This window comes from Pseudoalteromonas sp. P1-26 (assembly GCF_001401795.1).
Lineage (GTDB): Bacteria > Pseudomonadota > Gammaproteobacteria > Enterobacterales > Alteromonadaceae > Pseudoalteromonas.
This window is the reverse complement of sequence record NZ_LKDX01000051.1, coordinates 1-25,713: the sequence shown is the minus strand read 5'-3', so window position 1 is coordinate 25,713 and position 25,713 is coordinate 1. Positions and strand designations below refer to the sequence as shown.

At 44.5% G+C, this 25,713-nt stretch carries 14 protein-coding genes and 3 pseudogenes; 10 read left to right on the top strand and 7 right to left on the bottom strand.

Going from position 1 to position 25,713, the window contains the following annotated elements:
* The first annotated feature begins 207 nt into the window (after nucleotides 1–207).
* From AN394_RS18220 to eexS, 9 genes and pseudogenes are all read left to right on the top strand, one after another.
* Complete coding sequence (locus AN394_RS18220) at nucleotides 208–573, top strand: hypothetical protein (RefSeq protein ID WP_055022201.1); 366 nt, start codon at nucleotides 208–210, stop codon at nucleotides 571–573.
* Nucleotides 574–576: 3 nt separating this feature from the next.
* Nucleotides 577–873 (top strand): type IV conjugative transfer system protein TraL, encoded by a 297-nt coding sequence (locus AN394_RS18215; RefSeq protein WP_036973922.1) that lies wholly within the window; start codon nucleotides 577–579, stop codon nucleotides 871–873.
* Between the two features lie 9 nt (nucleotides 874–882).
* On the top strand, nucleotides 883–1,593 hold the full coding sequence (locus tag AN394_RS18210; protein ID WP_036973924.1) for a TraE/TraK family type IV conjugative transfer system protein: 711 nt from the start codon (nucleotides 883–885) through the stop codon (nucleotides 1,591–1,593).
* Nucleotides 1,594–2,727, top strand: a complete 1,134-nt coding sequence (locus tag AN394_RS18205; protein WP_055022200.1) for a type-F conjugative transfer system secretin TraK — start codon at nucleotides 1,594–1,596, stop codon at nucleotides 2,725–2,727.
* An 11-nt stretch (nucleotides 2,728–2,738) separates the two neighbouring features.
* Nucleotides 2,739–4,127, top strand: a complete 1,389-nt coding sequence (locus tag AN394_RS18200; protein WP_051501967.1) for a TraB/VirB10 family protein — start codon at nucleotides 2,739–2,741, stop codon at nucleotides 4,125–4,127.
* A gap of 3 nt (nucleotides 4,128–4,130) precedes the next feature.
* The gene (locus AN394_RS18195; RefSeq protein WP_055022199.1) at nucleotides 4,131–4,565 is read left to right on the top strand and encodes a hypothetical protein; all 435 of its coding nucleotides are present in this window, start codon (nucleotides 4,131–4,133) and stop codon (nucleotides 4,563–4,565) included.
* A 230-nt stretch (nucleotides 4,566–4,795) separates the two neighbouring features.
* Nucleotides 4,796–5,695, top strand: a complete 900-nt coding sequence (locus AN394_RS18190) for a hypothetical protein (RefSeq protein ID WP_055022198.1) — start codon at nucleotides 4,796–4,798, stop codon at nucleotides 5,693–5,695.
* A pseudogene (locus AN394_RS21945) lies at nucleotides 5,658–5,753 on the top strand (transcriptional regulator); the annotation flags it as partial. The gene AN394_RS18190 and the pseudogene AN394_RS21945, both read left to right, overlap by 38 nt.
* Before the next feature lie 57 nt (nucleotides 5,754–5,810).
* Entirely contained in the window at nucleotides 5,811–6,242 is a 432-nt protein-coding gene (gene eexS, locus AN394_RS18185) for an entry exclusion protein EexS (RefSeq protein WP_012368351.1), read from the top strand.
* A gap of 32 nt (nucleotides 6,243–6,274) precedes the next feature.
* On the opposite strand, the pseudogene AN394_RS18180 reads toward eexS, so the two are convergent.
* Nucleotides 6,275–7,678 (bottom strand): annotated as a pseudogene (locus AN394_RS18180) (conjugal transfer protein TraG); the annotation flags it as partial.
* Here AN394_RS18180 and prfC point away from each other — a divergent pair.
* Nucleotides 7,677–8,222: pseudogene (prfC, locus tag AN394_RS18175) on the top strand (peptide chain release factor 3); the annotation flags it as partial. The pseudogenes AN394_RS18180 and prfC overlap by 2 nt on opposite strands.
* A 219-nt stretch (nucleotides 8,223–8,441) precedes the next feature.
* On the opposite strand, the gene AN394_RS18170 reads toward prfC, so the two are convergent.
* From AN394_RS18170 to AN394_RS18145, 6 genes are all read right to left on the bottom strand, one after another.
* Nucleotides 8,442–12,104, bottom strand: coding sequence for a CshA/CshB family fibrillar adhesin-related protein (locus AN394_RS18170; protein WP_055022196.1), 3,663 nt, complete (start codon nucleotides 12,102–12,104; stop codon nucleotides 8,442–8,444).
* Nucleotides 12,105–12,106: 2 nt separating this feature from the next.
* The gene (locus AN394_RS18165) at nucleotides 12,107–15,037 is read right to left on the bottom strand and encodes a hypothetical protein (RefSeq protein ID WP_152968950.1); all 2,931 of its coding nucleotides are present in this window, start codon (nucleotides 15,035–15,037) and stop codon (nucleotides 12,107–12,109) included.
* A 10-nt stretch (nucleotides 15,038–15,047) separates the two neighbouring features.
* Nucleotides 15,048–15,623 carry an OmpA family protein gene (locus tag AN394_RS18160; RefSeq protein WP_055022194.1) on the bottom strand — a complete coding sequence of 192 codons (576 nt, stop codon included), beginning with the start codon at nucleotides 15,621–15,623 and terminating at the stop codon, nucleotides 15,048–15,050.
* A complete protein-coding gene (locus AN394_RS18155; RefSeq protein WP_055022193.1) occupies nucleotides 15,623–21,877 on the bottom strand; it encodes a DUF11 domain-containing protein in 6,255 nt (2,084 codons plus the stop codon). Before AN394_RS18155 ends, AN394_RS18160 begins: the two co-directional genes overlap by 1 nt.
* A gap of 141 nt (nucleotides 21,878–22,018) precedes the next feature.
* Nucleotides 22,019–24,919, bottom strand: a complete 2,901-nt coding sequence (locus AN394_RS18150) for a DUF11 domain-containing protein (protein WP_055022192.1) — start codon at nucleotides 24,917–24,919, stop codon at nucleotides 22,019–22,021.
* A 185-nt stretch (nucleotides 24,920–25,104) separates the two neighbouring features.
* Nucleotides 25,105–25,572 carry a hypothetical protein gene (locus AN394_RS18145; RefSeq protein ID WP_138602057.1) on the bottom strand — a complete coding sequence of 156 codons (468 nt, stop codon included), beginning with the start codon at nucleotides 25,570–25,572 and terminating at the stop codon, nucleotides 25,105–25,107.
* Between the last annotated feature and the right edge of the window lie 141 nt (nucleotides 25,573–25,713).

Here is a 25,713-nt window from a genome sequence, read left to right as displayed (position 1 = left end):
ACTTCACGCGCTTTAAGTCAGAAAAAAGACTAGTTACCTCTTGCTTGACTCGCCCTTGAAAGGGTGAGATTGCGCAAGCCTAATGTTCAGAATCGAGTTCCTTAATTTTTATTCAAATTTAAATAAAAATCCGGCTTTATGCTGTTTTTAAGAGTTTAAGATTAATTCGACTTTAACGTTGAACATTAACTCTTAAGAGGTTTAAAAATGGAACTAACCAACCAATCAAACATTGTTGAAGCACCAACAATCACTAAAAAAATGTCTACTGCTAAAAAAGCGACCATCGCACTGATGGTAATCTCTTTAGCTCTATTAATTTCACAAGGCGTAATGGCTGCGGCTCCAACTTCTGGTGACTTCCTATACGGAGTTTACAATGAAGTAGTTGGCTGGTTAACCGGCGCACCTGGCATCATCATTTCAATTTTCACATTTGGCTTTGCTGCTTTCCAAGGCATTATGAAGCAGAACTATGCTACTTGTGTGGGTGCATTCCTTATCGCACTGCTATTTGCAAATGCACAAGATGCTGTTGAGTACTTCCTAACTGCTTCAGTTGGAGTGCTTTAAAACATGGAAACGCCCAATCGCTACCGCTGTAAGACCCACATCAACCAACCGTTATTAATCTTGTTTGTATTTACTAAAGAACAAGTAATACCGTTGATGGCCGCGGTAGCGATTGGCATGGTGACAAAACAGACCTTTATCCTTGTATGCCTAGCCATGGCATACATTTATATCTCTCAAAAGGTTAAAGGCCGATTCCCTAAAGCCTATGTTAAACACAAGCTTTGGTCTTATGGGTTCATCTTAACCAATCAAAGCAAATCAATTGCAGATCCAGTTAAACGTACATACCACCGCTAAGGCAAGAAAATGCTTGATGATAAATCCGCTTCAGTTCGAAGCTTCAAATCGATGGTTGCATCTAACAACATAAGCCGAGTAGCTAACCTATTTTTATCCATTACAGTTGCTCTAAGCGCTTTAACACTGTTTTTCAAAGACAGTGAAGTCGTTGTTATCCCAGAACAGAATTACTTTGGTGAGCTTACAATTCAAGGCGATAAAGCTAACCAGAATTACCAACAAGCATGGGCCTACAGCGTTTCTACTCTAATAGGTAACATTAACTCGCAAAACATCGATTTTGTAAAAAAGATAATGATGAAAATGTTATCTCCACAACTACAAGTTGAAATCGAGCCAATGCTGGATAAGCAAGCTGAAATGATAAAAATGCGTGATATACGACAAGTTTTTATTGCTGACGACCTAATTCATGAGCCTGAAACTGATTTAATCACCATTTGGGGCCAAAAAATCACTTTCATTGGTGGAGAACCCAAAGCAGATACAAAGTGGAGCTACGAATTTAAGATCACCGCAAGAAATGGAAGACCTAAAATCACCCACTTAGATCAATATCCGGGCACCCCAAGAAAGCGAAAACAAGCGATGGAAGCGCGTGGCGATGCTGAACCGGGAACTTTAGAGTCGCAACCTTACTATGACAGTGAGCTGGAGATAGGGGTACTAGAAGCGGCAAAAGAACTGAAAGTGAAAGAACAACAGGAGAGCAACTAGATGAAAACGAAATCAATACTTTTAGCCATTGGTTGTGCGTCTAGTACATTCACCTTCGCTAATGATGCAACTGAAAATCCAAGCAATACATTCAAGCTACCAACAGAAGTAGTAAATGAACAACCTATTCCGGTTACAAAACAAGCTATATTTGAAGCGGCTAAAAGCGGCATTAAATTAGATAGTCGAAGTGAGCCTGCAATGAAAACAGTCTCCCCTCAAGATGAAATCAATCAAATTGCTGATAACGTAAAACCAAACGGAATGATGAATGAAGCTGACTTTAACCAATACCAGCAGCCACAAACTGCACAGTCAATTCGCTCAGGAAATGGGTACTCATTCCTAGATATCGTTAAATCAAAATACAAGCCAACCCAAAACCTTAGCAACCTTGAAGCGGGTGCTAATATCGCTATACCTGTAGCTGTCGGCTTGACGAACCCAATCATAACTAACTTTAAGATGGTTGCCGCTAGAACCCACGACGAAGAATCAGTCATTGAATTAGAAGATGGCCGTTTATACATCACTTTAAACTCACTTAAGCCTGTTGCTTTAATGTTGTTTGAAGAAGGTGTTCCAGAGTCAATGATTAATCTTACATTGGTACCAATGGAAGCGATGCCGGTTGTTGTAAATGTCGATGTGAATCTTTCAAAAACGATGCAGTACAAGGGCGCAAATCACAGAGCGGAAATAAAAGAGCAAGAAGCATTAGCTGAAGCGTCTTTAACTGAAGGCCACGTCGCAAATGTTGAAACAGATCGAGTAGCGCGTATTAAGCAAATTCTAAAACCTGTTGGTAAAGGTGAAATACCACAAGGGTTTTCACTTTCTCATGATGTATCAAAAGCGATGCACCAACCTTGTGGCTTAACCATTAGTCAGCAAGTACTACAGCGAATTGTCGGTCCAAGAGAAGTTGTTGATGTAGTCAGAGTCCAAAATGCAACGACACGCCCCTATACAATTCGTGAACAAATGTGCGAGTCACGTGATGTTATGGCCGTTGCCATTTACAACAAATCACTACTGCAACCTGGCGAAGCAACAGAAGTTTATATCCTGCGAGACAAATTGCGCGAAAGCATTGTTAACACTAACTCTAAACGTCCTCGTGTAATCAACTAAGGCTGGTGGAAATGAGCATTAAAAAACAATGGGAAAATCCCAAAGTTAGAAAGTTTGCAGCAATACTGGTGATTATTCCTATTGCGTTCTTTGGTTATAAGTCGATGTCTTCTAGTGATAATAAAACCAGTCTGCAGGACAGAATTGCAGCTAGACAAGCTGAAGATCGCCTTGATGGAAAGGGTAAAGTACGCGGGCTATTTGATTCAGAAAGCATTGCTAACATCGATAAAAACGAATTCGACGAAATCTATGACAAGTCTGTAGACTCAATTCGCAGAAAAGAGCGTGAGGTATATACAGAAAAAGAGCGTGTACTTGAGATGGTTCAGCAACAGCAGCAAAGCATCGATGACCTGACGCTAAAATTGAAAGATTACGAGCGCCAACTGGAAGTGCGCGATAGAGCATATGCAAATACCCAACATAATAGACAATCAAATGGTGGCTCACGCTCAAATTACAACACTTCATACTCTGGTGCAGAGCAAGGGCAACAAGCTATAGCTGATGCACCACAACAGTACGATGAGAGGGTCTTTGACAGAACCCCTACTCAGCTTGTTACTGCAAAACCATACATCGAAGGCCGTGTAATTAGAACTATTACCCAACGCAGCGTTCGAAGTATTAAGAGTTCGGGTGTTGTTGAAGAAAAGCAGCAAAAAGATTTGTTGATCACACAACAAAGTCTAAAACCTGAAAAAGAGGTCCAAAAGAAAAGCGATCCAAATGAAGGTGGACTAATTGATTCTGACGAGGGTGTTGTTTACTTGCCTGCAGGCTCATTTTTCTCTGGTGTTTTACTTACTGGTTTGGATGCTCCAACACAGCTTGCAGCCAAGTCTTCTCCTATGCCGGTTGTAATCCGAGTTAAAAAAGAAGCTATCTTACCTAACCATTTCACTTTAGATATTCGCGAGTGTCACGTTATTGGCCAAGCAATCGGGGATTTATCAAGCGAAAGAGCGCATATCCGAGCACAATCAATTACATGTGTACGTAATGACGGTAAGAGTGTTGAAAGCGCGATTCAAGCGAATGCAGTTTCTGACTTTGATGGCAAACTTGGTATAGCCGGCAGACTTGTAAGCAAAAATGGCAACCTCTTAGAAGGCTCTATGGCAGCTGGATTTATGAGTGGCATTTCTAAAGCTGTTGCACCTCAACGAACTACATCAATCAATACGTCTGGTGGTGATAGAGCGGTATGGGAATCAGTAGACTTAGGCTCCGTTGCTTCCGCGGGTGTGTTCCAAGGCTCAGCTGATGCTATGGATAGACTAGCTGAATACTACATCGCTTTAGCAGAACAGATTCACCCTGTAATTGAGATATCACCGGGACGTTCAATTACATTCGCTGTGCTATCTGGCACTAAACTCAAATTAGGTGATTAAACAATGAATGACTATATAAAAATGATTCTAATAAGCCTAGTTATGTCAGCCTTAGCATTTTCCGCCGGTGTATCTTACACAAAAGCAGTAAGCGAAAAATCGATGATTGAGATAACTGATTTACTTGCAGGTTATGCGAAAGTTCAAACGTTTAATCCAGAAGAGATTTCAAAGCGCATTACATCAGAGGGGGCTACACCTGCAGAGCTGGCATCTTATATCGAGCGTTATATTAAACTCCATCAGCTCAAAGGGGTAATGCTTATTGATGAAAGTTATGTAGTTGCAAAGCCTAATTTCTCATCATCTGCTACGCTTACTATGAGCGAGCTAAATAACCTTAGTGAAAAGTACAATATTAAAACTGAAATAGATTATGGCTCACTCCTTAGTGAATTCAATAAAACAATTAAAAGCGCCAAGAATTACACAAATTAGATCCCAACTAAAAACCGCCTCATCATTTTGTAGGCGGTTTTTTTTGATCTATGTCCTATTTTTGATATCAAATTCCTTGAATTTACATCAGGTATTCATTAACTGAGAGAGCAATTAAAAAACAACGCGATAGCTTACTCGCGAATTCAACTCATCGAAAGTTTATTGAATATTTATATTAAGTGAGTAAAGCTCTGAGGTTAACTTTCATGGCGAAATAAAGGACTAATATGCTCAAACCTAATGAAGGTAACAAATATGTTTTTAAAATAATTAACTTTAAAAGTGCTTACCTCCCATCATATGATGAAGTAGCTTATTTATTACATCTCCCAAATAACTTTCGAGGTATTATTGATTATGCTCAGTCATTTTATGAAACTAAACTCCCAGTAAGTAAAAGTTCTATTTCGACTTTATCAACTAAAGGCATAGGGAAGCCTACCTTCAAAAAAATTGAAAATTGGTTTTTGTCCTTGTCACCTAGTATTGTCCACATTTTTAACCCCAAACTTCTCAAGAAAAATTATAAAGCTGTAGTAGTTGGCTCAAATGCAAGCCATTTCTATTCTTGTGTTGATAGTTATAAATTTAGCCTTAGGGCTAATAAAAACGATAATGAATTAAACGTATTAATGGACTGGCTTGAAGAACGTTCTAATGCAGACTACTTACTGATGAGTGAAATTCATAGAAAGGCAAAATCAGAAGTTATTAATAAAAATGATCCTAAAGATATTTGGCTATTACAAAAAACACATTGGCATGCACAAAGTTTAGTACCATCCAGACAGATCGAAGTTCTAGATGAGTTTTTTAAGTCAGATAAAAGAAGAGAAAACTATACGTTCGATGAAGTATTAGCTATTGCAGGAGCATCTTACTATTTAACATTTGATTTCTACTTATCTGCAATTGCCAACTATGAAATAGGTCTTCAATTCTACTACGAGAGGTTAGATGAAACCTGTAAAGATAAACAATACTCAAGTTTCTTTACTGGAGTACTGAATACATTCATTGAATCTGACGAAGTTAACAGCTGTTTCGATGCTGCACTTATAGAGCTAAAAAAATTTATATCATCGAAAATTAAACTTGACGGTATCACAACAGCGCATTCAGCTTAAATGCCCTGTGTGTGAGATTATGGCCGAGCAAACCACTAGAGCACTTTTTGAGAACTAACATGCTGATGCATGATTTGATTGTGCACCGCCCGTGCACTTTGAGAGTACTAAGAAGATGACAAACTTACTTAAATCTTTAACAGCACGCTGCTGGTTTATATCACTGGGGCTTTTTCTGGCGACTTTGGCTGCGGCTCATTTCTTTCCATCAGAAATATTAACGGCATCTGCCAAGTTAGCGGCTTTGCCATTTCTGTTCTGCACCGTCGTTTTTTTCAGCTACTTGGGATTCAAAGCGACCTGTAATCCCATCGGACTTATAGCCATAATCACTATGCTTGTAGCAATCGCATATTGGCAAGCGAGTTGGACAATTGTTGGTTTGGGACTCTTTTTCTTAGCTATTTGTACTGGAATTAGATTCTTGAGTAGCCAAGTTAAAGATTCGGGTAGAACTTTGAGCATTGAAGAAAAATGGTATTGGTATAAGCTCCATTCGTTTTTTGATGGCTTTTATCCAAGGTATCCCAAAAAGCCAAAAAAATAGCCAGCCAACCACAAGCTGGCTACCTTCTATTTTCAGTTCCTTCCTGATGCCTGGTTATAGGCCCTAATATCGATCAAGTTGTTCAGAGCATAATCTCCCGCAAGCGATGCATTTGAGATCACCGCTATCTGCTTATCCACAAATGCTTTATCTTCTTCGGACACACTGTCAGGAATGTAAGCGCCACTCTCATCCTTTTGACGATACTCATTTAGCATTTGCTCCCTTAGACCTAGCATTTCAGGCGACCAACTCGATGAGTCTTCAGAGTTGAATACGCGCCCCGCCAAACCTTCATTGAAAGCTTGAGCAAACACTTGACTTTGAATCGGGGTCAATCCCATTCTCTGCCCTTCGCTGTATGCTTCCTGTTTAAAATCATCGGCGTACTGTTCTAAGAACTCACCGTATCGATTGTTAACTGCCGCACCGAATGCCCCAGCCAACATGGCTTCAGACTTAGTGCCCCAGTTAACTTCGGAGGCATACTGCGAACTCGATCCACTGTATGCATCATTAAACGCCGTCAAAGGATTTTCCAAAGAGGTTCCGGCATCAACGGCTGCTTTTAACCCATCCCATGTTGATTTGCTGGCCACAGTTGCATTGTGCAAGAAACCTCGTGAGCCAGGTTCTGCAAGGGCTTGCTCCTTGTAACTCTCATAGTCTTCGCCAAAATGATTCAAGGTATGCAATGCTGCATCAGTATGCTTGCCACTGAAATCACCAATAGCACTGGCGCTGTTGAAGAACATTTCAGCACCAGAGACTCCGCTATCATCAGCCATAATGCGAGATCGCCACTTAGAGCCAGCTTCACTGTTTAGTCCAGATTGATAGGTACTTGTGTCAGAAGCTACGGCCTGCTGGGCTTGTTACTGATGCGCATTCAGCTGTCCATCTACACCAGAAAGATTGGTTTGGTAAGCAGATTGAGCCGAATTGAACTGCGTTTGAACTGTTGCAGCATCCTCATAGCCTCCCAGAACACCGGATTCAACTTGGCTTTGAGTGCCACCAAAAGTAGGTGCCGTTGATGACAAGCCTTCATTAGAGCGTGGCTGAATAGATCGTAAATCGGCTCCGGTAGCCATGGCCATAACAGTCATTGCTGCTTGATAGTCATTGTCTCGTTCAGCGGGCGTAGAGGAGTTGCTATAGGTTAAAGACTCCATAGCTGCGGCCACATACGCCTGATTATCATCAGGTAGCAAGCGCTGATACATTGGAAGGTTTTCACGTAATCGGTTACCTGCTTCAACATGCTGGTTCATATAGCGACCTAAATAATCCATGACGTCAGGATTATCCGCTGCTAATCGAGTTAACGTCGCACCATCCGTGTTCCTTTATCCTGATAGACTGTAGCTGGCCTGATCAAGCTCACTAAAGCGGTTTGATGCCGTGATAACGTCTTGTGCTGAACTCTGAAGTGTTGCCGGTGATCGTGAGCACGTAGATGAAGCGTGGCCGGGCGATATTATTGGTTTGCATAACCACGGGACGATTCAAATTGGGGATACGTTCACATGGGGCGATGAATTCAAATTCACCGGTATTCCAAACTTTGCGCCTGAGTTATTCCGCCGTATTCGTTTAAAAGATCCGTTGAAGCAGAAGCAATTATTGAAGGGTTTGGTGCAGCTTTCAGAAGAAGGTGCGGTACAGGTGTTCCGCCCGTTGGCTTCAAACGATTTAATTGTGGGTGCCGTGGGTATGCTGCAGTTTGATGTGGTTGTGCACCGCTTGCGCGCCGAGTACAAAGTAGAAGCGCTGTACGAAAATATTCAGGTTGCCACCGCGCGCTGGGTATATTGCGATGACGCCAAGAAATTCGAAGAGTTTCAACGCAAAGCGCAACACAACCTCTCCATCGACGGCGGTAATGCACTAGCCTACATAGCGCCCACCATGGCGAATTTATCGCTCACGCAAGAACGCTTCCCGGAGATTACGTTTACGCACACCAAGGAAGTTTAGAAGATGGGGTCGTTGTCCCTGTTCTCTGGCACCTTTTTGAAGATGGGGTCGTTGTCTGTGTTCTCTGGCTCCTTTTCAACATCAGTTGAGGGACACACAACGCAGACAACGACCTTTACTTTTCTAAAGCATAACACTTGGTTTGGTAAGCGCTAGAAAGTTCAGCTAAAGCCGCATAGTAATTTTGGTGCCAGAGAAACGCGACAACGACCCCATTTTCTATAATGCCGAGCAGCTCGCCCCAACCGTATTTGGAAGCAAGCCTTTCACACGAACATCGAAGCTAAGCTCACCGGTCTCGCCTGGGCCCAACTGCCCCGTAAACTGCCATTGCAATCCGCCTTCGTATCCTTGAGCATTCGCTCCATTTGGAGTTGCAACTTGGCAAGCCGATATACCACTCGGCAGCGTTCCCGGACAGGAAATTGGCTGAGCAAGCTCAGTGAAGGCTGGTACTTGGTCGTAAATTACAACCTCATCCAAATCCATTGTCCCATCGTTAGCAAAGAAAACAGAGTAGCGAATTACATCACAAGGCTTTGCCTGGTTGCTCAATAAGCCTACAGTATCTACATCATCGGCTGTACCGCTTACACCATCGGGACCAATATTACGCACCAACTTATCCAACCGTAAGCGCCCACTCTGCACACCCGTATTATCAAAAGCTACAGCCGAATCCACACGCGCAGTTCCCGAAAGCGCATTATCAGCAGTAATCTGAACTTGATGAAACGCACCAACTGGTGCATTTGCTGGTACAAATACCCGCAGTACTAAACAAATTTCATCACCCGCCACTACGCTTATATTCGTTATTGGCGCGCCCACACTAACATTCTGCGAGCACGATAGATCTTGATACAGCGTTTGCGCCCAATCTAACGTATTTGGCGATTGCGCCTCCACAGTAGCGGAGAAATCTACAACACCTGAAGTTTGTGCTTTATAACGATGATAATAATTGATAGACGAGCCCGGCTCAGAAACACCTTGGTTATCCGGCTCAAGCACAGATTTAGGCACAACACCAAAATTAATATCTTCCCAAACCGTGATCGCCGAGGGCACCACAAAACTCATTTGCCCATCGTCGGCGACAGCCGAATCAACAATGCCCGTGCCCGCATCTTCACTAACCAAGAAAACGCCACCCGCCGGTTGCACCAAGATACAAGCTTGGTTACCAGAATCAGCAATATCAAATTTCAATTGCCAACTGCCATCACCCGCAGTAACCGTTCGCGCAAGCTCGGGAGCCGATGTATTACATTCACCTGGAGCGGTAACGCCAGCAAATGCCCGCACCAACGCCCCCGCAACGCCTACTTCAGAACCATCAATTAAGCCATTATGAGCCGTGCCTGATCCTGTGCCATTATCATTGAAAACCATACCGCGAAGCGTTGCGCCATCAGGCTCGAAACCAATATTTATCTCATAATCTTCAATTTCGCCATCAAGCGCTAACTGGTCCGAAAACGGGATATCTTGCTCACTCGAAAAACGGAAGCGGGCAAACGTGTTCCCCAGTTGAGCATTCGGCGGTACGAATACCTGAACAGTAATGATACCATTTACCGGATTAGTATCCGCAGCACCATTATCTCGCAGGTTGATCACAACATGCTCGCCAATGCCGTTAAATGAACCATCTTGGTTCCAATCTATCCACCCTTGGAGGTAACCTGAACCTACAGTTGCCTCATCTACTTCAATACTGATTGTCGTCTGTTCTCCCGGAACAAAACGAGCAGGTAATAACACGCCTTCATCTTCAACGTGAGCATCCGCATTCGCAGAATTTGTTGGCCCAAGCCGAGGGCTAGGTCGAACAGCCCCGATAAACGGTGTATCCGCTTGCGGCTGCCATGATGCCTGAGAAATCGATGTTATAGGTGTTGCGGTACTTGGTTTACCGCCCGCAGTAGCCTCATAACGAAGATAATGGCCACCACTATCAGGGTATGATGCGGGCAAGTCGCCAAAATCAATCTGTACCGGAACACCAAAACCGATAGCTTGTATTCCGGGATCTATCAACTGCTGCGAGGTAAAAGAAACATCACTTGTTACCGCTAAAAACGAACCACCACCACTACCAGCAGGCGCTACCCGAATTTGTTGGCCAGCAAGCTCCCACGCCATACTTATATCAGCACCAGGAGAAACTTCAATTAACTCCCACGGGGCGCCATTCGAGCGCATTACTAACTGCTCACCAGCATTCGTACTTTCGGCATCTACCACTACCAAATCCATTGGTACTTGAACACCATTAACGCGCTTTTCCCAAACAATATCAAAAGAGTGGCCTGTTCCTGATAAATTCGCCAAACCTACCGGATTCACTCCCGAATACGCAATTTGAAACGCATCGCCAGCCCAAGTGCCGGAAACATAAGGCTGCAGTGGCGCAGTAATATTCCCCAACAAGGCGCGAATTTCTACATTCCCAAATTCCCAACGCTTCGAAACCCAATCACCCGGATTAAATTCATCAAGAGTGCCGCAGCCCCAATCTAACCAATACATAGTGCTTAAAAACGCTCCGGAACCAGAACTAGCTAAGCCAGAGCCAGTAATATCGGTTCCCGTTGGGCATACTTCTGGTGATTCAATAACTTGCAGATTTATCGTAGCTTCATCATCTTCCACAGGTGTCCGTGGGCCGTTACCTGGCCGTGAATTTGGATCTTCCCCCGTACCCGAAATAATTTCCGTAAACAAAGCCCGAGAGCCTGGAGCGTTTGCTATCCCTTTAATCTCAATAGTCCGTGTTTCATTCGCAGGAAGAAAGCCAATAGTCCATAATCCTGTACCTGCATCGTAACTACCCTCGCCCACAGCTTCGGTGAAGTTGAATAAATCGGAAGGAAAAGGGAACTCTACCTGAACTGCGCCTGAACCTGCGGGCCCTTGGTTTTCTACTACTAATTCAAATACCGCTTCTTGGCCGAACTCAAATGAAGGCGTTCCATCAATAAAGCCCCCCGAAACTTCAACATCAAGCGATAAATCAACATCAAAACTCCAAGTACTGGAGAGCAACCCAAAAAACGCGGCACTGTCATATCGCCCATCCACGGCATCAGCAATAATTAACGAAACCCGATACGTTTCCCCTGGGGTAACCGGCTCAGCAACCGTTATTGGCGAGGTAAACCCGTTCAACGCGATATCGGTTCCAGCAGGCGTTGCGAGTAAATTCTGCCTATAGAAAAGAGCACTACCACATGTTCCCGACCCACTCGGGTTAGGTTCGCCAATTGTAGAACCGTTGATATTATTGATAGTAATCGTTGTACCACTACCTGGTTCTATGGCTATATTCTTGGCCGTTGTAAATTCACCACCCTCGATGAAAATACCAAAGGCATCATTATACTGAGAACACGCATAATCAGGGTATTCTTCAGAACCAAATACAAGAGTAAGGTTGAGTCGGTCCCGTTCTGGGGTTACGTCAAAAGAAATAACCACAGGGTCGTTCGTGGCTGTTGATTGCATCACACTTGAAAGCAAGGTATTAGCACTCGTGCCTAGTGCTCGATCAAGGAAAAAGCTCGCTGGCCTAGCTATGTCATTCACAGAACCGGTAGCAAGCAAAATACCTTGGGTAATACCAATCGAAGGCCCTGCATTCTGGACAAAACCTATTTGCTGTCGGTTAACATTACCTGAATCGGTTAACCCGTGCTCAACAACCAAGTTCTCAATGATAACATCGCTAAATTCTGCAGGTCCCAAAAGAGCATTAGCCATTTGCGCCCTGCCCGCAGGTGTATTGAACAACGCATTAATGTCTGCTGCATGTACAGCCGATAACAACGATATTGATCCAGCAGCAAGAACCGCGGCTTTAACTGATTTTTTTTTCATTTTTAGCGCACTCTCACTCCGAAAATGAGTATGGCCTGCTCACCGGCCTGCAATACACCGATATCTGCCTGAATATCGCCAACACCACCATCATTCGGTGTCGTTACATCCGCATTACAGGAACCACTTGGGCTACTGCAATTAAGGGCCGTCTGGAAATAAGTGGTATAAGCTTGAGTTCGGTCGTTAATCAGTACATTAAATACCGGTTCAGCACTTTGATTTCGGGCCGTTAAACGATACAGAACACATTGCCCTGGGTGCACCGGGAAAACACTAGTGCTAAAGCAGCTATCACCCGTGCAGGCCAACGGGCCATCAGGAACACCATCACAATTACTATCCAAGGCTTGCTCTTTAAAGATAAGCGTGTTGCCTTGGCTCGTTGATGTACTATCAGTAACCGAACGTTCTAAGGTATCCGAGCCTACAGTAGTAGTGAGGGTAATCGTTTTAACATTAATATCCCCAAGCACCGCCGAGGCAGGAGCAAAAACTCGTACATGCACGGTAATTGATTCGCCAGGTAAAAGAATTTCATCTCCATTATCAGTTCCTAAAACGCCACCTAAAGGTATTGTTTCATCTTCTGGGCCCCAAACACCGTTACCATCATCTTCATACACCAATACAGCCCAACCATTGTCATCTTCAGCCTGTGGCGTTGCTGTGAGTTGAATACTCGAAAGCGGTACAGTTCCTGTATTTTTAATCTGATGGGTATAACTAACACTAGAACCCGGAACAACTTGGTTAAATTGATCTGGGGAAAATGAAATATCAGGCGCGCCGAGTATTTCTACCGCATCCAATTTAATATCTTGTGCGGCACTCAACAACGATGACGCACGAAAATACAGATCATATACATCAACCTCAGCATTTGCAGCCGTTTGCACATGCGCACAAACCAACTGGGCTGAGCCCGCTGGAATAATATCAGTTACATCAATCGCGTTACCCAGAGATGTACAATCCCCAGCCCCACCATCGCGATAAAAACTCACGAGCCACCCAGGATATAGAGTACCAGCCGCAAAGTTAGTGGTACTTGCAGCGAGTTGATATTGGTCTTGACGATCACCGGTGTTATTCACATACAAGGTAAACGTTCCAGTATTACCCGGCATTAATGAAATCGTGGTTACTGCTGTTGGTTCCGGGCCTACACCTGCACCAGGCGCGCTTCCAGCACTCAGCGGCAAATTATTCGTGATATCAACCGTTGCCGGTACCACAGAAAGTAAGATATTACTTACCGCATTGGTTACAGTAGTATCAACATTAGAGGTAGCTGCTAACGTCAGTTCATAAGGGCCACCTACTGCATCGGCCGGCAATTCCACTTCAACAACTACAGGTAAACCACAACGGGTATTGTCTGCGCTCGTAACAAAACGGCCAGAACACGCACCGGTATCAAAATTAGGCAAAGGTATAGGGCCGGTATCTACTCGGCCACTGTTCGAAGTATCCAACAAAGGCGTTGCGCCATCTGCTTGTAACACACGTACAATGGCGTTATCAGGAAATGGGTTTGCTAAGCTAGCGCCAACGCGGTTCAGTGCCCGATCAACATTTAAATCAAAGGTATCAACACCATCACCTGTGTTCCAAATATAGTTAGTAAAACGAATCACCGCGCCTTGCCCAGCTGCCGCGATCTCAACGCGATTTCCCGAATCCAAACTATCATCCACACCGATGTTTATATCAGTAGAGCTATCGTTCACAACCACGCTTGGAGCAGTGGCGGATGATTTTATTTGAAAAGGTACTACGTTGGTATCAAACGGGGTTATTGCGCCACCTACAGGCCCTGAACCGCTTTGCGCATACACAACGGTATTGTCTTCATTGTTATAATAATACCCTGCAATATTCAGTATCCGTCCACCAGTCGAAATACCGCCAACAACCTGTACAGCAAATTCGATATAACCTTCGCCACCAGGCGGTAACGTTGCTAATTCAAACCGCACTCTATCCTGACAATCTACATTTGCAGCTGTGCCATCATATGCACAATAGGAAGCGGGTTCGGTTCCTCCCCCCTCGACGCCATCATCGTCATCAGTTAAAGCGGTATTACCCGTTTGGCTCCAGCGGCCAGAACCAGGCACATACTCAAACCCACCGGTTTGCGGTTGGCCTTGTCCATCAAAAAAAGTTGTCGGTAAAATATCTTCCAATACCACCGACGAGGCTGTGAAATTAGAAACATTTCGATACGCTAAACGCACCGTATAAGGGCCACTGGGGGAACCTCCAACACGCACAGGCATTGATTTCAAAACCTCGATTAGAGGCCCTTCAATAAATTCAACACTATCAACTACCGTTTGGTTTAAGGTATTGTCATCAGAGCTAGTTGCTTCAAGTTCTATGGCAGAAAGTAAAACCGAGCCAGCAGCCCCATTCGCAATCACTTCAATCACTAAACCCCAAGTTTCACTTGGATCTATTGAGTTTGTGAGGTTGGGTAAACATGCGCTGCCATCATCACTACTCAATAAAATTTGACCCGGGTCAGGCCTGCCATCCAGATCAGTATCAGCATAAACGCGCCACTCTGAAACTTGAGCATCCACCGCGCTCACACAAATCTGATATCTATCAGCAACATTACCAATATTCGAAATTGTGTGTGCAAAGTATACCGGTCGATCAGAAATAGCAGGTAAGCGTTGATCAGTTAAAAACTCAAATGCAGGCACTCCCTGAATTAAAGTTTCAACTATATTAGACGTAATACTCCGCTCTTCAGTGGCCTGAGAGCATGAGTCGTCGATGCAAGTACGGTATGTTGCCGATGCTTGGTTTTTAATTACCGTACCAGCGGGTACTACGTCCGCTACCGCGGAATAGGATAGCCCACTGAATAATACAACCAATATAGTTGTGAAAAACCACCTTGTTATTTGCATCGCCACTCAACTTCCCCTATCGAATTGGTTCCGGCGCAACAAACGCCTCTTCATCTGCATCTTGAACTACTCGTAGCGATAACGGACGCCCGTTTGAATCTAAAAGCATCAGTTCTACACGGCGGTTGTAAACTCGTTCAGACACATTGTCATCCGTTGAAAGCAACATTTCCTGACCTGCCGATCCTGTCACCATACGATCTCGTGAAACTCCGTTTTCAGTAAAGTAACGGATCACTGCTTGTAACCTTTCATTGGCTAAACTCAAGTTATAATCAGCATTACCTAACTGGTCGGTAAACGCCTGCATACTGATTTTGTACTCCGGGTTCGCTGCCATGATGTCTAAGTTTGGCTGTAAGCGCAGCTTCTCAGCATCGTTTAACTCGCCCCTATCAAAGCCAAAATAGACCGCAGGCTCCCAACGCGTGGTAATCTCCTCTATCATGGAGTTTACTACCACCACAGAATTAAAAGGCGCTTGGGGTGCTTCACACATTAAATCGTAATCAGCATACAGTTCATCCATACTGGCGCAACCTGATAAAGCCCCCACAAGAAATAACATGCTCAATAATGGTTTCTTTTTCATTAGTTTGCTCCAATAAACGAACGTATGCCGGCAGCTGTATTGCCAATCCAGGCAAAATCATCAGCGCTAATTTTATAATCCAAGCCAATATGGAGGCCTTGCGCATTATAGCCTTCAGGATCTAAATCATTATCTTTAAAGCCACGTACATTATAACCAACACCCATACGCAGATTCTTTCTAATCAAATAGTTAGCGCTTATTCCATAACTAAAGCGTTGCTCATTCTCATCACGAGCACTCATAATACCAGCGCGAACATCGATATCTAAACGCCGAGTCACACCCCAAATAACCCGACCATCAGCAATATAAATAGCATTGCTTAGCGCTAAATCATTTTGCTCAAATGATTGCCACTTACCACCAATTCGGCCCGACAGCACAAGATCGGCTTTCAATTCCAAGTTATGGTGATTGCTTAATACATGAGCAACGCGATCTGGCCCTAAATCGCCGCCCCAATGTTTACGCCATTGATACATGAACATTGAATGATGCTTGTTATCGAGTCGAGGCCGACGAGCAAAACCAAGCGTTACAATATGATCGCCATTTCGTGATTCTGTATCAGAATATTGAACCCGCATATCATTCCGAATCACACCTGACCAATTCTGCGAAATACGCCAAATATTGGCCAAGGAAACACCGTAATAACGGCGGCCGTTACCGAACCGAGTTTCAACTCGTCCAAGCGTTCGCCGATTCGCCGACCGAATATCCTCGAAACCTAAAGAATATGCCGTAGCGGCTTGGCTCTCATTACCATCAAGTACCCGAATCCATTCCACCGACGGGCTCCAAGTTAACCCTGGTTCGATTTCAAAGGCAGAACGAACACCATTCGCTAACGCTACGTCCTGCCCATCTTGGGCACCACGCAAGCGGTATTCAGAGAATAGGTCGGTATTACTAAATGCCCGCGTACGAACACCCGCAACAAACTGCTCCGTTTCTACATCCGAGGTAATTTGATTCATTCCCGCAATGCTATTCAAGAACTCATAACGAGCATAAAAACCTGTATTCTGCGTAATCGCCAGATCAGCATCTGCGGCTATCCGTTGCTTACTTGAGTCGCTAAACGCTTGCTCATATTCCGCACCAAGCGTTAGCGGTTTACCAAACACATCAAAACCACTCGCCAGACCTAAAATATAAGTGCCAAAACGATCATCCCCGTCAGTATCCCGCTGCTCAATAGCACGCGAACCTACGGTAGCCCGAACATTATCAAACTGGCGTAGCGCGAGAAAAGCAACGCTACTTTGTTCTGCATCAGTGCTCAAATCTTGTGTTTTTCGAGCTTCAAATCGAGCAGAAGTTCGTGAAGAAATTTGCTGTTCATGTTCAGCGCGCAGTTCTTCTCTAGCTTCACCAATACCTGAGGTAGGATTACGGAAGCCATCATTAGCGCGAGCCCAACGAATATCAGTAAAGCTGCCGTTTTCCCATTGGTGTTGCAAACCAACGCTCAAAGCATCGCCATCTTCATCAATTAGATTTTGCATCCGCCCGTATGAAGCAAAAGCACGCGTGCGATTCCCCAATTCATAAAGCGAAGTAACACTCGATAAACTATAACCGTCAATATCATGTGAGTTCTCAGTGAAGCTGCCGCTTAGGGTCAAAGAATCAGAAAGCTTATGCTGCAAGCGCGCACCATACACATCGTAATCCACACTGCTACCATCAACATTGTAGGTAATACGTAAAAATACAGGGTTGAACTCATCGTCAACTGAGGGAATGACATCAAAGAAACGTAAATCACCCGTGAAATAATTTATCGAGTAATCAACGCCTCGGCGCAGCGGCCGTGTCTCTATAACTAATCCAGGATTATTTCTATCGCGAACAATAAATTCTATAATTTCAGATTCACGAACTGGCGGCGCTGAAGTTTGGTACAACAATGCCGTACCGTTACCCCGAATTTCTTCAGTTACTTGCTGATAATCAACTTTCGCACCAAACAACTGAAGCCGAGTCGTTTGATTATCAAAAGTGAGATTGGCCCCCGTTAGAATTTGCTGAATACGCCCAACATCTTGGAAATCCGTATTCGCATCAGTAACAAAATCGCCCCAAAGTAACGAACTCGCACCACGTTCTACACGAGCATACACACGGCTTTGGCTTTTTGCATCATACCCACGAATAGATGCATCACCAGAAACCGGATAATAATCACCAGGGTTAAGATCACGGCGTATCTCTTCTTCATCACTCAATGCGCGTTCGCTATCAAAAGCCAACGTTAGGGTTGTACGTTCACCTACAGAGCCCGTTACAAACATACCGCTCTCTAAACCCGATTGTTCTTGTTCGATTGATTCAATATCGGCTGGAACATCACCATTATTGGTAAAATCACCCCAAACTTTTTTCGCTGAAATATAACCCGTAGCGAAAAGTTCGCGGACTGGTGTTATTTGCTGCACCGCAATACTGTCGTTCAAATCGTTAAAGCGAGCATGCACATCTCGAGAGCCTGTTTGAAAAGAGCTAAGTAGATGAATAGTCCCTTTCCCATCAACTATGCGTACCTGTTGGCCCATGGTATCCGGTTGCAAATCCGCTTCCGCAAAACGTAAATCATTACCTAATAAAGTAACTACATTAGAACCACTTGCGTGATAGCCCTCACTATCAAACAGCTCAATTGTAATCGGCATACGAGTTGTGCCGCCATCAGCAAAAAACGGTTCATCCTGAGCGGTTAACTGCAGGGCTTTTGCCGATCCCGGGCGCACAATCATAGTATCAATAAGCGTGCGTAAATTACCAAAGGGGTCTACCGCTTGAACAACAACATGGTTCTCGCCTGGCGTAAACTGCAAGCCATACCAAGTTACAACTTGCCCTTGCTCAGAAATATTTTCGATTTGCTCACCGAGCTGCTCTTTCGCTACTGCCTTGCCATTAATAGTCAACTCTGGTGTAACGCCCGCTTGCACAACAACCTGCAAACGGCCATCGCGGCTAACGCCGTTTTCAGGCCACAGTACCACGCCTGCTGTTGCTTGTTCACTGGTAATAATACGAGCTTGATCAACAGATTCAAGCATCTCAGGAGCATCGGCCAACGGTGAAGTGAGTTGCCCTTCAGCTATTGAAGTTTGTGGCGTCTCGCGCTCAGCAGACCGCATCGGGTCCAAACCACGGCTCAACGTTTCATCGTAAAAGCCACTACCTAAATCACCACCAGCACCGGCACTTCGAATACGTGTTCCAGCAGCTCTGTTGCGCAGAGGATCATTGGCGAGAATACTATCGTAAACCCACTCACTATTTGCGTTTTCTCTACGCGCTTCAATATCCGCCCGCACACGAACGATATTCCGAGCATCAGGGCACGCAATGGCAAAATCAGCTCGATGCATTTCTCCGGGTACTAAATCAACGAACCGGCTTGTTCCATCTCCTGCGTGACGTGTTGTGATCGGTTTTAAAGTAACGCCAGCCGGCATTGTGGCAGGGTCGACAGCAAGTGTTTTTAAACCTGGGCGTAAACCGTGAATACTAAACATGCCATCTTCGTCGGTTACTACCCATGTTCCATCTTGTAGATACAAACGTACACCAGGAATAACCCACTCACCGAGCTCCTGAGTACTTGAGCACGTAGTATCTACAAACACCTTACCAAATATAATACCGCGATCAGATAAAACTCCCTCGTTCCGAACCGTCACTGAAGCTTCTGCTTCATTTGATGTAAATAAAAAGCCACCCTCGTTACGAGCAGTTACATTGGCTTGGTTAACTAATCGACCATTATTTACAGCTACCGACGCGCGCATTACATACGTAATATCAAGCGTAGCACCTGGCTCCAATAATAAATTCGCCCCGTTTTCATCACGTATTCGAGGAAACACTAAATAACCGCCCTCATCACGAACGGGATCTGGTAACTCTATCGCCACACCGTTCCCTACTGTCATTCGAGCGGTCCCTGATTCGTAGCGAAGCCCGTAAGCAGGCTTATCAACGATGCGGAAACCTAACAACGGAACAGCGCTTGAGTTGCTAATACTCAATCGATAAGACACATAATCACCAGCAGCAATAACTTCGGTATCTACCGTTTTCTCTAGAAACAATTCACCCGCCACAAGTGAATCTTCAGGGTCTAATGGAATATCAGGAAACCAAGCTAAACCAAGAGAAAAAGCCCCTTTTGAGTCCCCTTGTTCGTTGGTAGTGGTCATTCCGTCGCCAACAGGCTGTAATCTACCACCGTCACCAAGGTAACCAATTAAGCCATAAGAATGCTCGCCTAAGTTTGAAGAAAATGCGCGTAAGGAAATAGGTGAAACACTTGATGGAAACTCATAGCCATCAGGCGGAGTTACACCAATGTAATAGCAATGGTCTGTTGCCGCACGCGCAAAACTGTACAATCCATCGGAATTCCCACTTCGGTTCATGCTCCCACTATCGAACGCAGGAATTACCTCACCAGTAAATCGATCTCGAGCAGGTTCAAAGTCTTCCGCAGTAAGCGATGCACATGCACTAGGGCCTGCATTCGAGAACACTTGCTTCGATTGAAACAAGCTTACCAGTGCGCCATTAACCGCTTTCCCCGAAGACGTATCAAAAACACGCCCCGAAGGTTCAACTGCAGCAACATCAGAAACGCGAATCATGCGTTGGCCAAAGCCAGCAGCCTGTTCAACTGGCACATCAAACGTAACATTCAGAATATCGCCAAAAGCGCTGTTCAAATAACAACCTTGGCCTAGAACTTCGTTGGTAGTAGTAGTAGATGTGAATTCGAAAGCCGATGCGGCAGTTGCACTGCTCGAACATATTTCACCATCGGCTGTACGAATACCGCTAAGAACCAATGGTTGCAAGCTTCTAAATACACCTGAATTCCGTTCAGTTTCTTTCATGACTACTTGAACCGAATCACCACTCAGCTGTGATTCAACCCGTGCTAATAAAAGTTCAACGCCATTTTCGTGAACGAAATCGTGTTTATCAAGATCCCGATTTAGTTGAGAGGCTACTAATCGAAGAAAAACACCATCCAGCAACGCATCATAACTTTGCTCACCGGGCATCGAATATATGCTGGTATCCATAAAGTGAGCATCATTACTATGTTTCACCTGCCCACTTGCCACCATTTCTGGCCGAGCAGATTGAAAACGAATCTCGGGTACATTCTGGGCGGCTACTGAGTTACACACTCGATTCGAAAATAAAATGTCACTGTTCGTACCCGAAAAGTCAATTTCAGCTTGGTTGTATATCATTGTGTTATTAGAAACACCGGGCTCTATTTGAACCGCAAAAGAAACACTACCCGATTGGTTAGGCTGCACGTTCGCAACCGGAATAAGCAATCCAAAACTCACGGCGGGAACCGTGCCATCCCAACTCTCGTATGGCTGCCAGTTTTGCGATTCAGAGCCACTCAAGCGCACCAATGGAATAGCTTGAATAGGTGAAACATCTAAATCTTGATTAGGAAGTAGGAAAGTATTTGCTGGAATTTTATCCTCCAACACAACGCCTTGATAAGGCACACCGTCAAGTGAAATCGTCCGCGGGCTTGGAAGTGAGGTGCCTGTATTAGAAAATTCAATGCTGTAATGAATCAACTCTCCGGCCGTTAATGGCGCTTCACATTGCTGGTGAGAGAATTTATTTAAAGTAAAAATCGCACCTTCACGAACAATCGCTTTATCGGTAACTGCTTTAACATCGCTCGCATCATGCTGCGATGTTACCGTCACTAATATATCGATTTCATCATTATTCCGTTGATTAGCTCGCGTGTTACCGAGTACAACGATATTAACACTAGCGTCAGGTTCAAGATTTTGAATAGAACTAATTTCTGGTTCGCCAGCATCCACAACACCGTTAGCATTCACGTCATGGTAAGCACGTAAATTTACTAATTCGCCATCATCACCTTCAAGGTTTTCAAACAAAAGCGTGTAGCTATCAATAGAGTTTCCAGTGTTGGTAACAATGTGGTCAAAATGAACTTGCTGCGCGGGGGCAACATATTTTATCTTCTCGTCATCAAGAATAAAACTATAGCTATGTCCAACCATCACTCGCGAAGTATTCGAAATCACTTCATGAGTAATGCCAAACTCTTCGTCATAATAAGAAGCGTGCGCTTGATTGTATATTGCAGTATTCGGTGGCGTATTTGCATCCACTGCAAAGCTTGCCAACAGCAATAAAGCATAAAACGTGTAGGTTGCTACTTTCCACATGCCTGTACCATCCAGGTAACAAAGTTATAATTTTAGTTTTTTATTTCTTATTTTTTAATAAGCTCTCGTTCCAAGAGCGCATTAAAAAATAAAGCCGTTGCACACACTGTATTCACACAGCGCGCACAACGGCTTTAAGTATTAATTAACCACTACACAGAATTGAGCTGTGGCTTGGTCACCCGAAGGCAAGTTACCTACATTCCAATTAACTTCAGGAGCTGTACCACTATTAGGTACAGCATTACCATCAGATAAACGAATTGCATCACGAGCATTCTGGAAGGTTGTAAAGGCAGTTGTTGCATCAGAAATCACAACGTTTTGCGCTGCTGCACTACCTTCGTTCACCGTTGTTAAGCGCCAAACAATGCACTGCTCTGGTAATACCGTTCCACTTGGATTTGCTTCAAACAAGTTATCAGCTGGCCAAGTTGGCGATCCACCTGCACATGCACAGCTCGTGTCAACGAAAGCTGATTTTTGCAAACGCAACTGACCAACAATAACTTCAGAACTATCTATTGCTGTGCCTGTAACGTTGGCATTCGAAGCAGTTAGAGTAAACTGATCGATATTGCCAGCTGGTGCTGCCGCTGGAGCATACACAATTACACGTACATCTAAACGCTGTGCAGGCTCTAAGGTGATTACAGGGTTTGCACCACTATTATCAACCTCAATCTGCATAATCGTGCCAGAAGGTGAACGAGCAAATACAGTACCTGTAACTAGGTTATTAATCTGCACCCAAGCATCAGGTTCGCCATTGCCGGTGGTATCAACAAACAACTGCGTGTTGTTCGACCAACCATCGGCAGCCAAGCTATTTTGGCCTGTAATTTCAAGTGCTTCTGTTGAGTTACCAATGTTTGCGATTATGTGTGAATACGTTACATTACCGCCCGGTTGAATTTGGTTCGCACCATCCGGAGTTACATCAATATTCCGATTAGCCGTAACATCAACCGCATCAAGCTTGGTATCGGTAACAGCGCCATCAGAAGTAGAGGCAACCGTGAAAATTATCGGATACGCACCACCAATATCATCACCGTTCACACCACCCACAGCACCTGTAAACTCAGCAAGTGATTGCGATACCACTGCAGATACTTGTACAACTGCTTCATAGTGATAAACCGCGCCACCTGGCAATGCCGGTGAAGAAGAAACCGTATTCCCGGCATTTGCAGCATTGTTAATAACGCCATCGCCGTTCGAATCAATACCCAACTCACGGAAAGTTACCGACCATCCCGCAGGCAAAGTTGACTGTAAGAAAAACGATTGCGAATTACCCGAGTTGTTCGCTAAGAACAATGGGAACGTGGCTGTACCACCAACCTGTGCGGTTTCTGTCGTGATTGGTGTAGTTGCACTAAATGCATCAGCATCCACGCCAGCATCAACAAGATCAACACTATAGCTGTTTGCCAAATCCACTGTTGGAGCTGAGATTTGACCTAAAACTTCAAGTTTAGTGTTACTGGCTGGAGTGGCCGAAGGATCGTTTGCTGATGTAGCACGCATAGTCGCAACAAAAGGTCCGGTACCAGAAAATCCAGCCGGCAGTCGTGCTTTTACTTGGATACGTAAACTTGCGCCTGGAGCCAGCTCGCCAGTATCAGCACGGCCGTTACCATTGGTATCGGTTAACTGCACTGTTCCTGCTTCGTTCCAGAATGAGAACTGTGTACCCGCAGGGAACACTTGCGCACCCGCAGGAAGCGCAGTAGCGCCGGCATAAGCCGCACCTGCGTCGTTCAAAAGTTCAAAATCGATAATGTCTGTACCGTTACCATTGTTGGTAATCACGTTAGCAAAACCAACAGTAGAACCAGCACCAGCAGTATCTTGACGCGCGATATCGTTAACTGAGCCATCGTCGTCCGCTGCATCACCAGTATCCGATACATCAACCGTGTAGATTTGGCCTACAGTAGTTGTTGTGCTATTCGAAGGTACCGGATCATTTGGAGTACCACCGCCATCAGTATCACCTTGCGCAACAAACACGTTACGAATTTGTGAACCTGCACTAACTGCCGTTGGGTCAAATGATACTGTGAAAGTAATTGATACCGTAGTACCCGGAGCCATCGAAGCATTGTTGAAGAAAATACCATCAACCGCAGTTTCACCCGATATACCGTTACCGTTCATATCAATGCCCGCAGGCTCATCAACTTCGGTTAGCACAATAGTAGTAGGATCGCTTGGTATTGCCGTATCAACGCCGGCGGCATCACGGAATGTATCGCCATTAGATGCTAACAAACCATTAATTGCATTTACTTCCACAAAGCTACTATTAGTCGGAATAGTATCGAATATATTTACATTCTCAGCCGTATTCCCACCCGTATTAGCTACTTGTAAGGTATAGCGAACAGTGTTAGTGGCTGCGTTTACTACCGCTGTTTTAGTTGCAACTAAAACGGCATCCGTAGTAACCGTAACTACGTTGTTTAGGCTATCGTTACCATCAGGTGTACCATCGCTATCTGAATCATAAGTACCAGCATCGCTGTTCGTTCCGATATCGAGAACCACACCCGCACCACCGCCAACAGATTGCACAAGTATAGTGGAATCTATTTGTGTACCTAGCGTTGCTGCCGCAGGAACAGGCACAGCAAGAATCAGCTGTACTTGCTGATTTGGGTTTAACGTAACTTGAGTAACAATAGATTCGCCCGCATCTGGCAAACCATTACCGTTCTGGTCCAGATACACGCTGTAGGCTGCACCCGGAGTTGCTGCATCAGACCCAGCAAAACCAGAGAGGTTAAAGGTATCGATTGCGTTACCTGTATTTACAAGGGTATGGCTAAAGTAAACCGTTTGCCCTGGTGCACCATTCAGGTTGCTATCGTTTTCAATTGTTGCTGAATATACTTCAGCTACCGTAACAATTGATTCATTTGATTGAGCCGAGTATTGATTACCGTTAACATCCTCATAAGTAACGGTAGCTCTGTTTCGAATATCGGTTCCCGCAGGCGTAGCTGCCATTGCAGATGCTTGTGCAACAAGCATTAACAAAAGCACACCTAAAGCAAGAACAAATCTTCCAACGTGAGAGCTGTTGGACTTAAAGTTCGTCATAATTATAATTTATTTCCCTATTTTTCACGAAAGCGCTTAGCACCAAGGGCTGTTACTATTTTGAGCGAATAGAACTACCAATTCGCTCTCTAATACACACAACAAACCGTTAGCAATTAGTTCACCACTACGCGATATGTAAATACGTGTGTTTCTCCGGGTTGAATTCCAACTAAGGAATTCCACCGAATTTGAGTGTATTCATCCGCAGATATTTCTGTTTGCGTGCCAGAGCTATCTGTAACAATCAGAGGCTCAGCTGCAAAAGAAGTCCCGCCATCAATACTCACCTCAAGAGAGGTCATAATTGAAGCGCTTGCAGAGTTAGCTATATAAGTTGTTTCGGTTGGAATAGGGCCTACAATACGCAACCCTGTTATTGGGCGTTCAGATACATTCGTGTAACGCAGCTCATATTCGATAACATCATTTGGGGAAACCGCGTTAGTTTCCTCGCGGATTTCTTCTGAATCTTCCGTTACAATGCGGTAAGTTACTAGTTCACTCTCTATATCCGCTATTGCCGCGTTCGATACACCTAATAATGCACCTGCAAGCATAAGTGTTAAAAGTATTCTGTACACACCTCTACTCCTTGATTAATTTTTCACAGTGTTGATTTTATCAACAATGAAAAGATAAAGCAACAATTCGTCTGTAATTTCCAGTTTACCCTCTGATTTCACCTATTCAGCTCCATCCATGGTCAGGTACTTTTTACCAGA

Coding starts and splice junctions, on each gene's coding strand:
- AN394_RS18200 (WP_051501967.1), top strand. CDS start 2,739: ATGAGCATTAAAAAACAATGGGAAAATCCCAAAGTTAGAAAGTTTGCA.
- AN394_RS18160 (WP_055022194.1), bottom strand. CDS start 15,623: ATGAAAAAGAAACCATTATTGAGCATGTTATTTCTTGTGGGGGCTTTA.
- eexS (WP_012368351.1), top strand. CDS start 5,811: ATGACAAACTTACTTAAATCTTTAACAGCACGCTGCTGGTTTATATCA.
- AN394_RS18205 (WP_055022200.1), top strand. CDS start 1,594: ATGAAAACGAAATCAATACTTTTAGCCATTGGTTGTGCGTCTAGTACA.
- AN394_RS18170 (WP_055022196.1), bottom strand. CDS start 12,104: ATGAAAAAAAAATCAGTTAAAGCCGCGGTTCTTGCTGCTGGATCAATA.
- AN394_RS18220 (WP_055022201.1), top strand. CDS start 208: ATGGAACTAACCAACCAATCAAACATTGTTGAAGCACCAACAATCACT.
- AN394_RS18190 (WP_055022198.1), top strand. CDS start 4,796: ATGCTCAAACCTAATGAAGGTAACAAATATGTTTTTAAAATAATTAAC.
- AN394_RS18195 (WP_055022199.1), top strand. CDS start 4,131: ATGAATGACTATATAAAAATGATTCTAATAAGCCTAGTTATGTCAGCC.
- AN394_RS18215 (WP_036973922.1), top strand. CDS start 577: ATGGAAACGCCCAATCGCTACCGCTGTAAGACCCACATCAACCAACCG.
- AN394_RS18150 (WP_055022192.1), bottom strand. CDS start 24,919: ATGCTTGTTGCACAAGCATCTGCAATGGCAGCTACGCCTGCGGGAACC.
- AN394_RS18155 (WP_055022193.1), bottom strand. CDS start 21,877: ATGTGGAAAGTAGCAACCTACACGTTTTATGCTTTATTGCTGTTGGCA.
- AN394_RS18210 (WP_036973924.1), top strand. CDS start 883: ATGCTTGATGATAAATCCGCTTCAGTTCGAAGCTTCAAATCGATGGTT.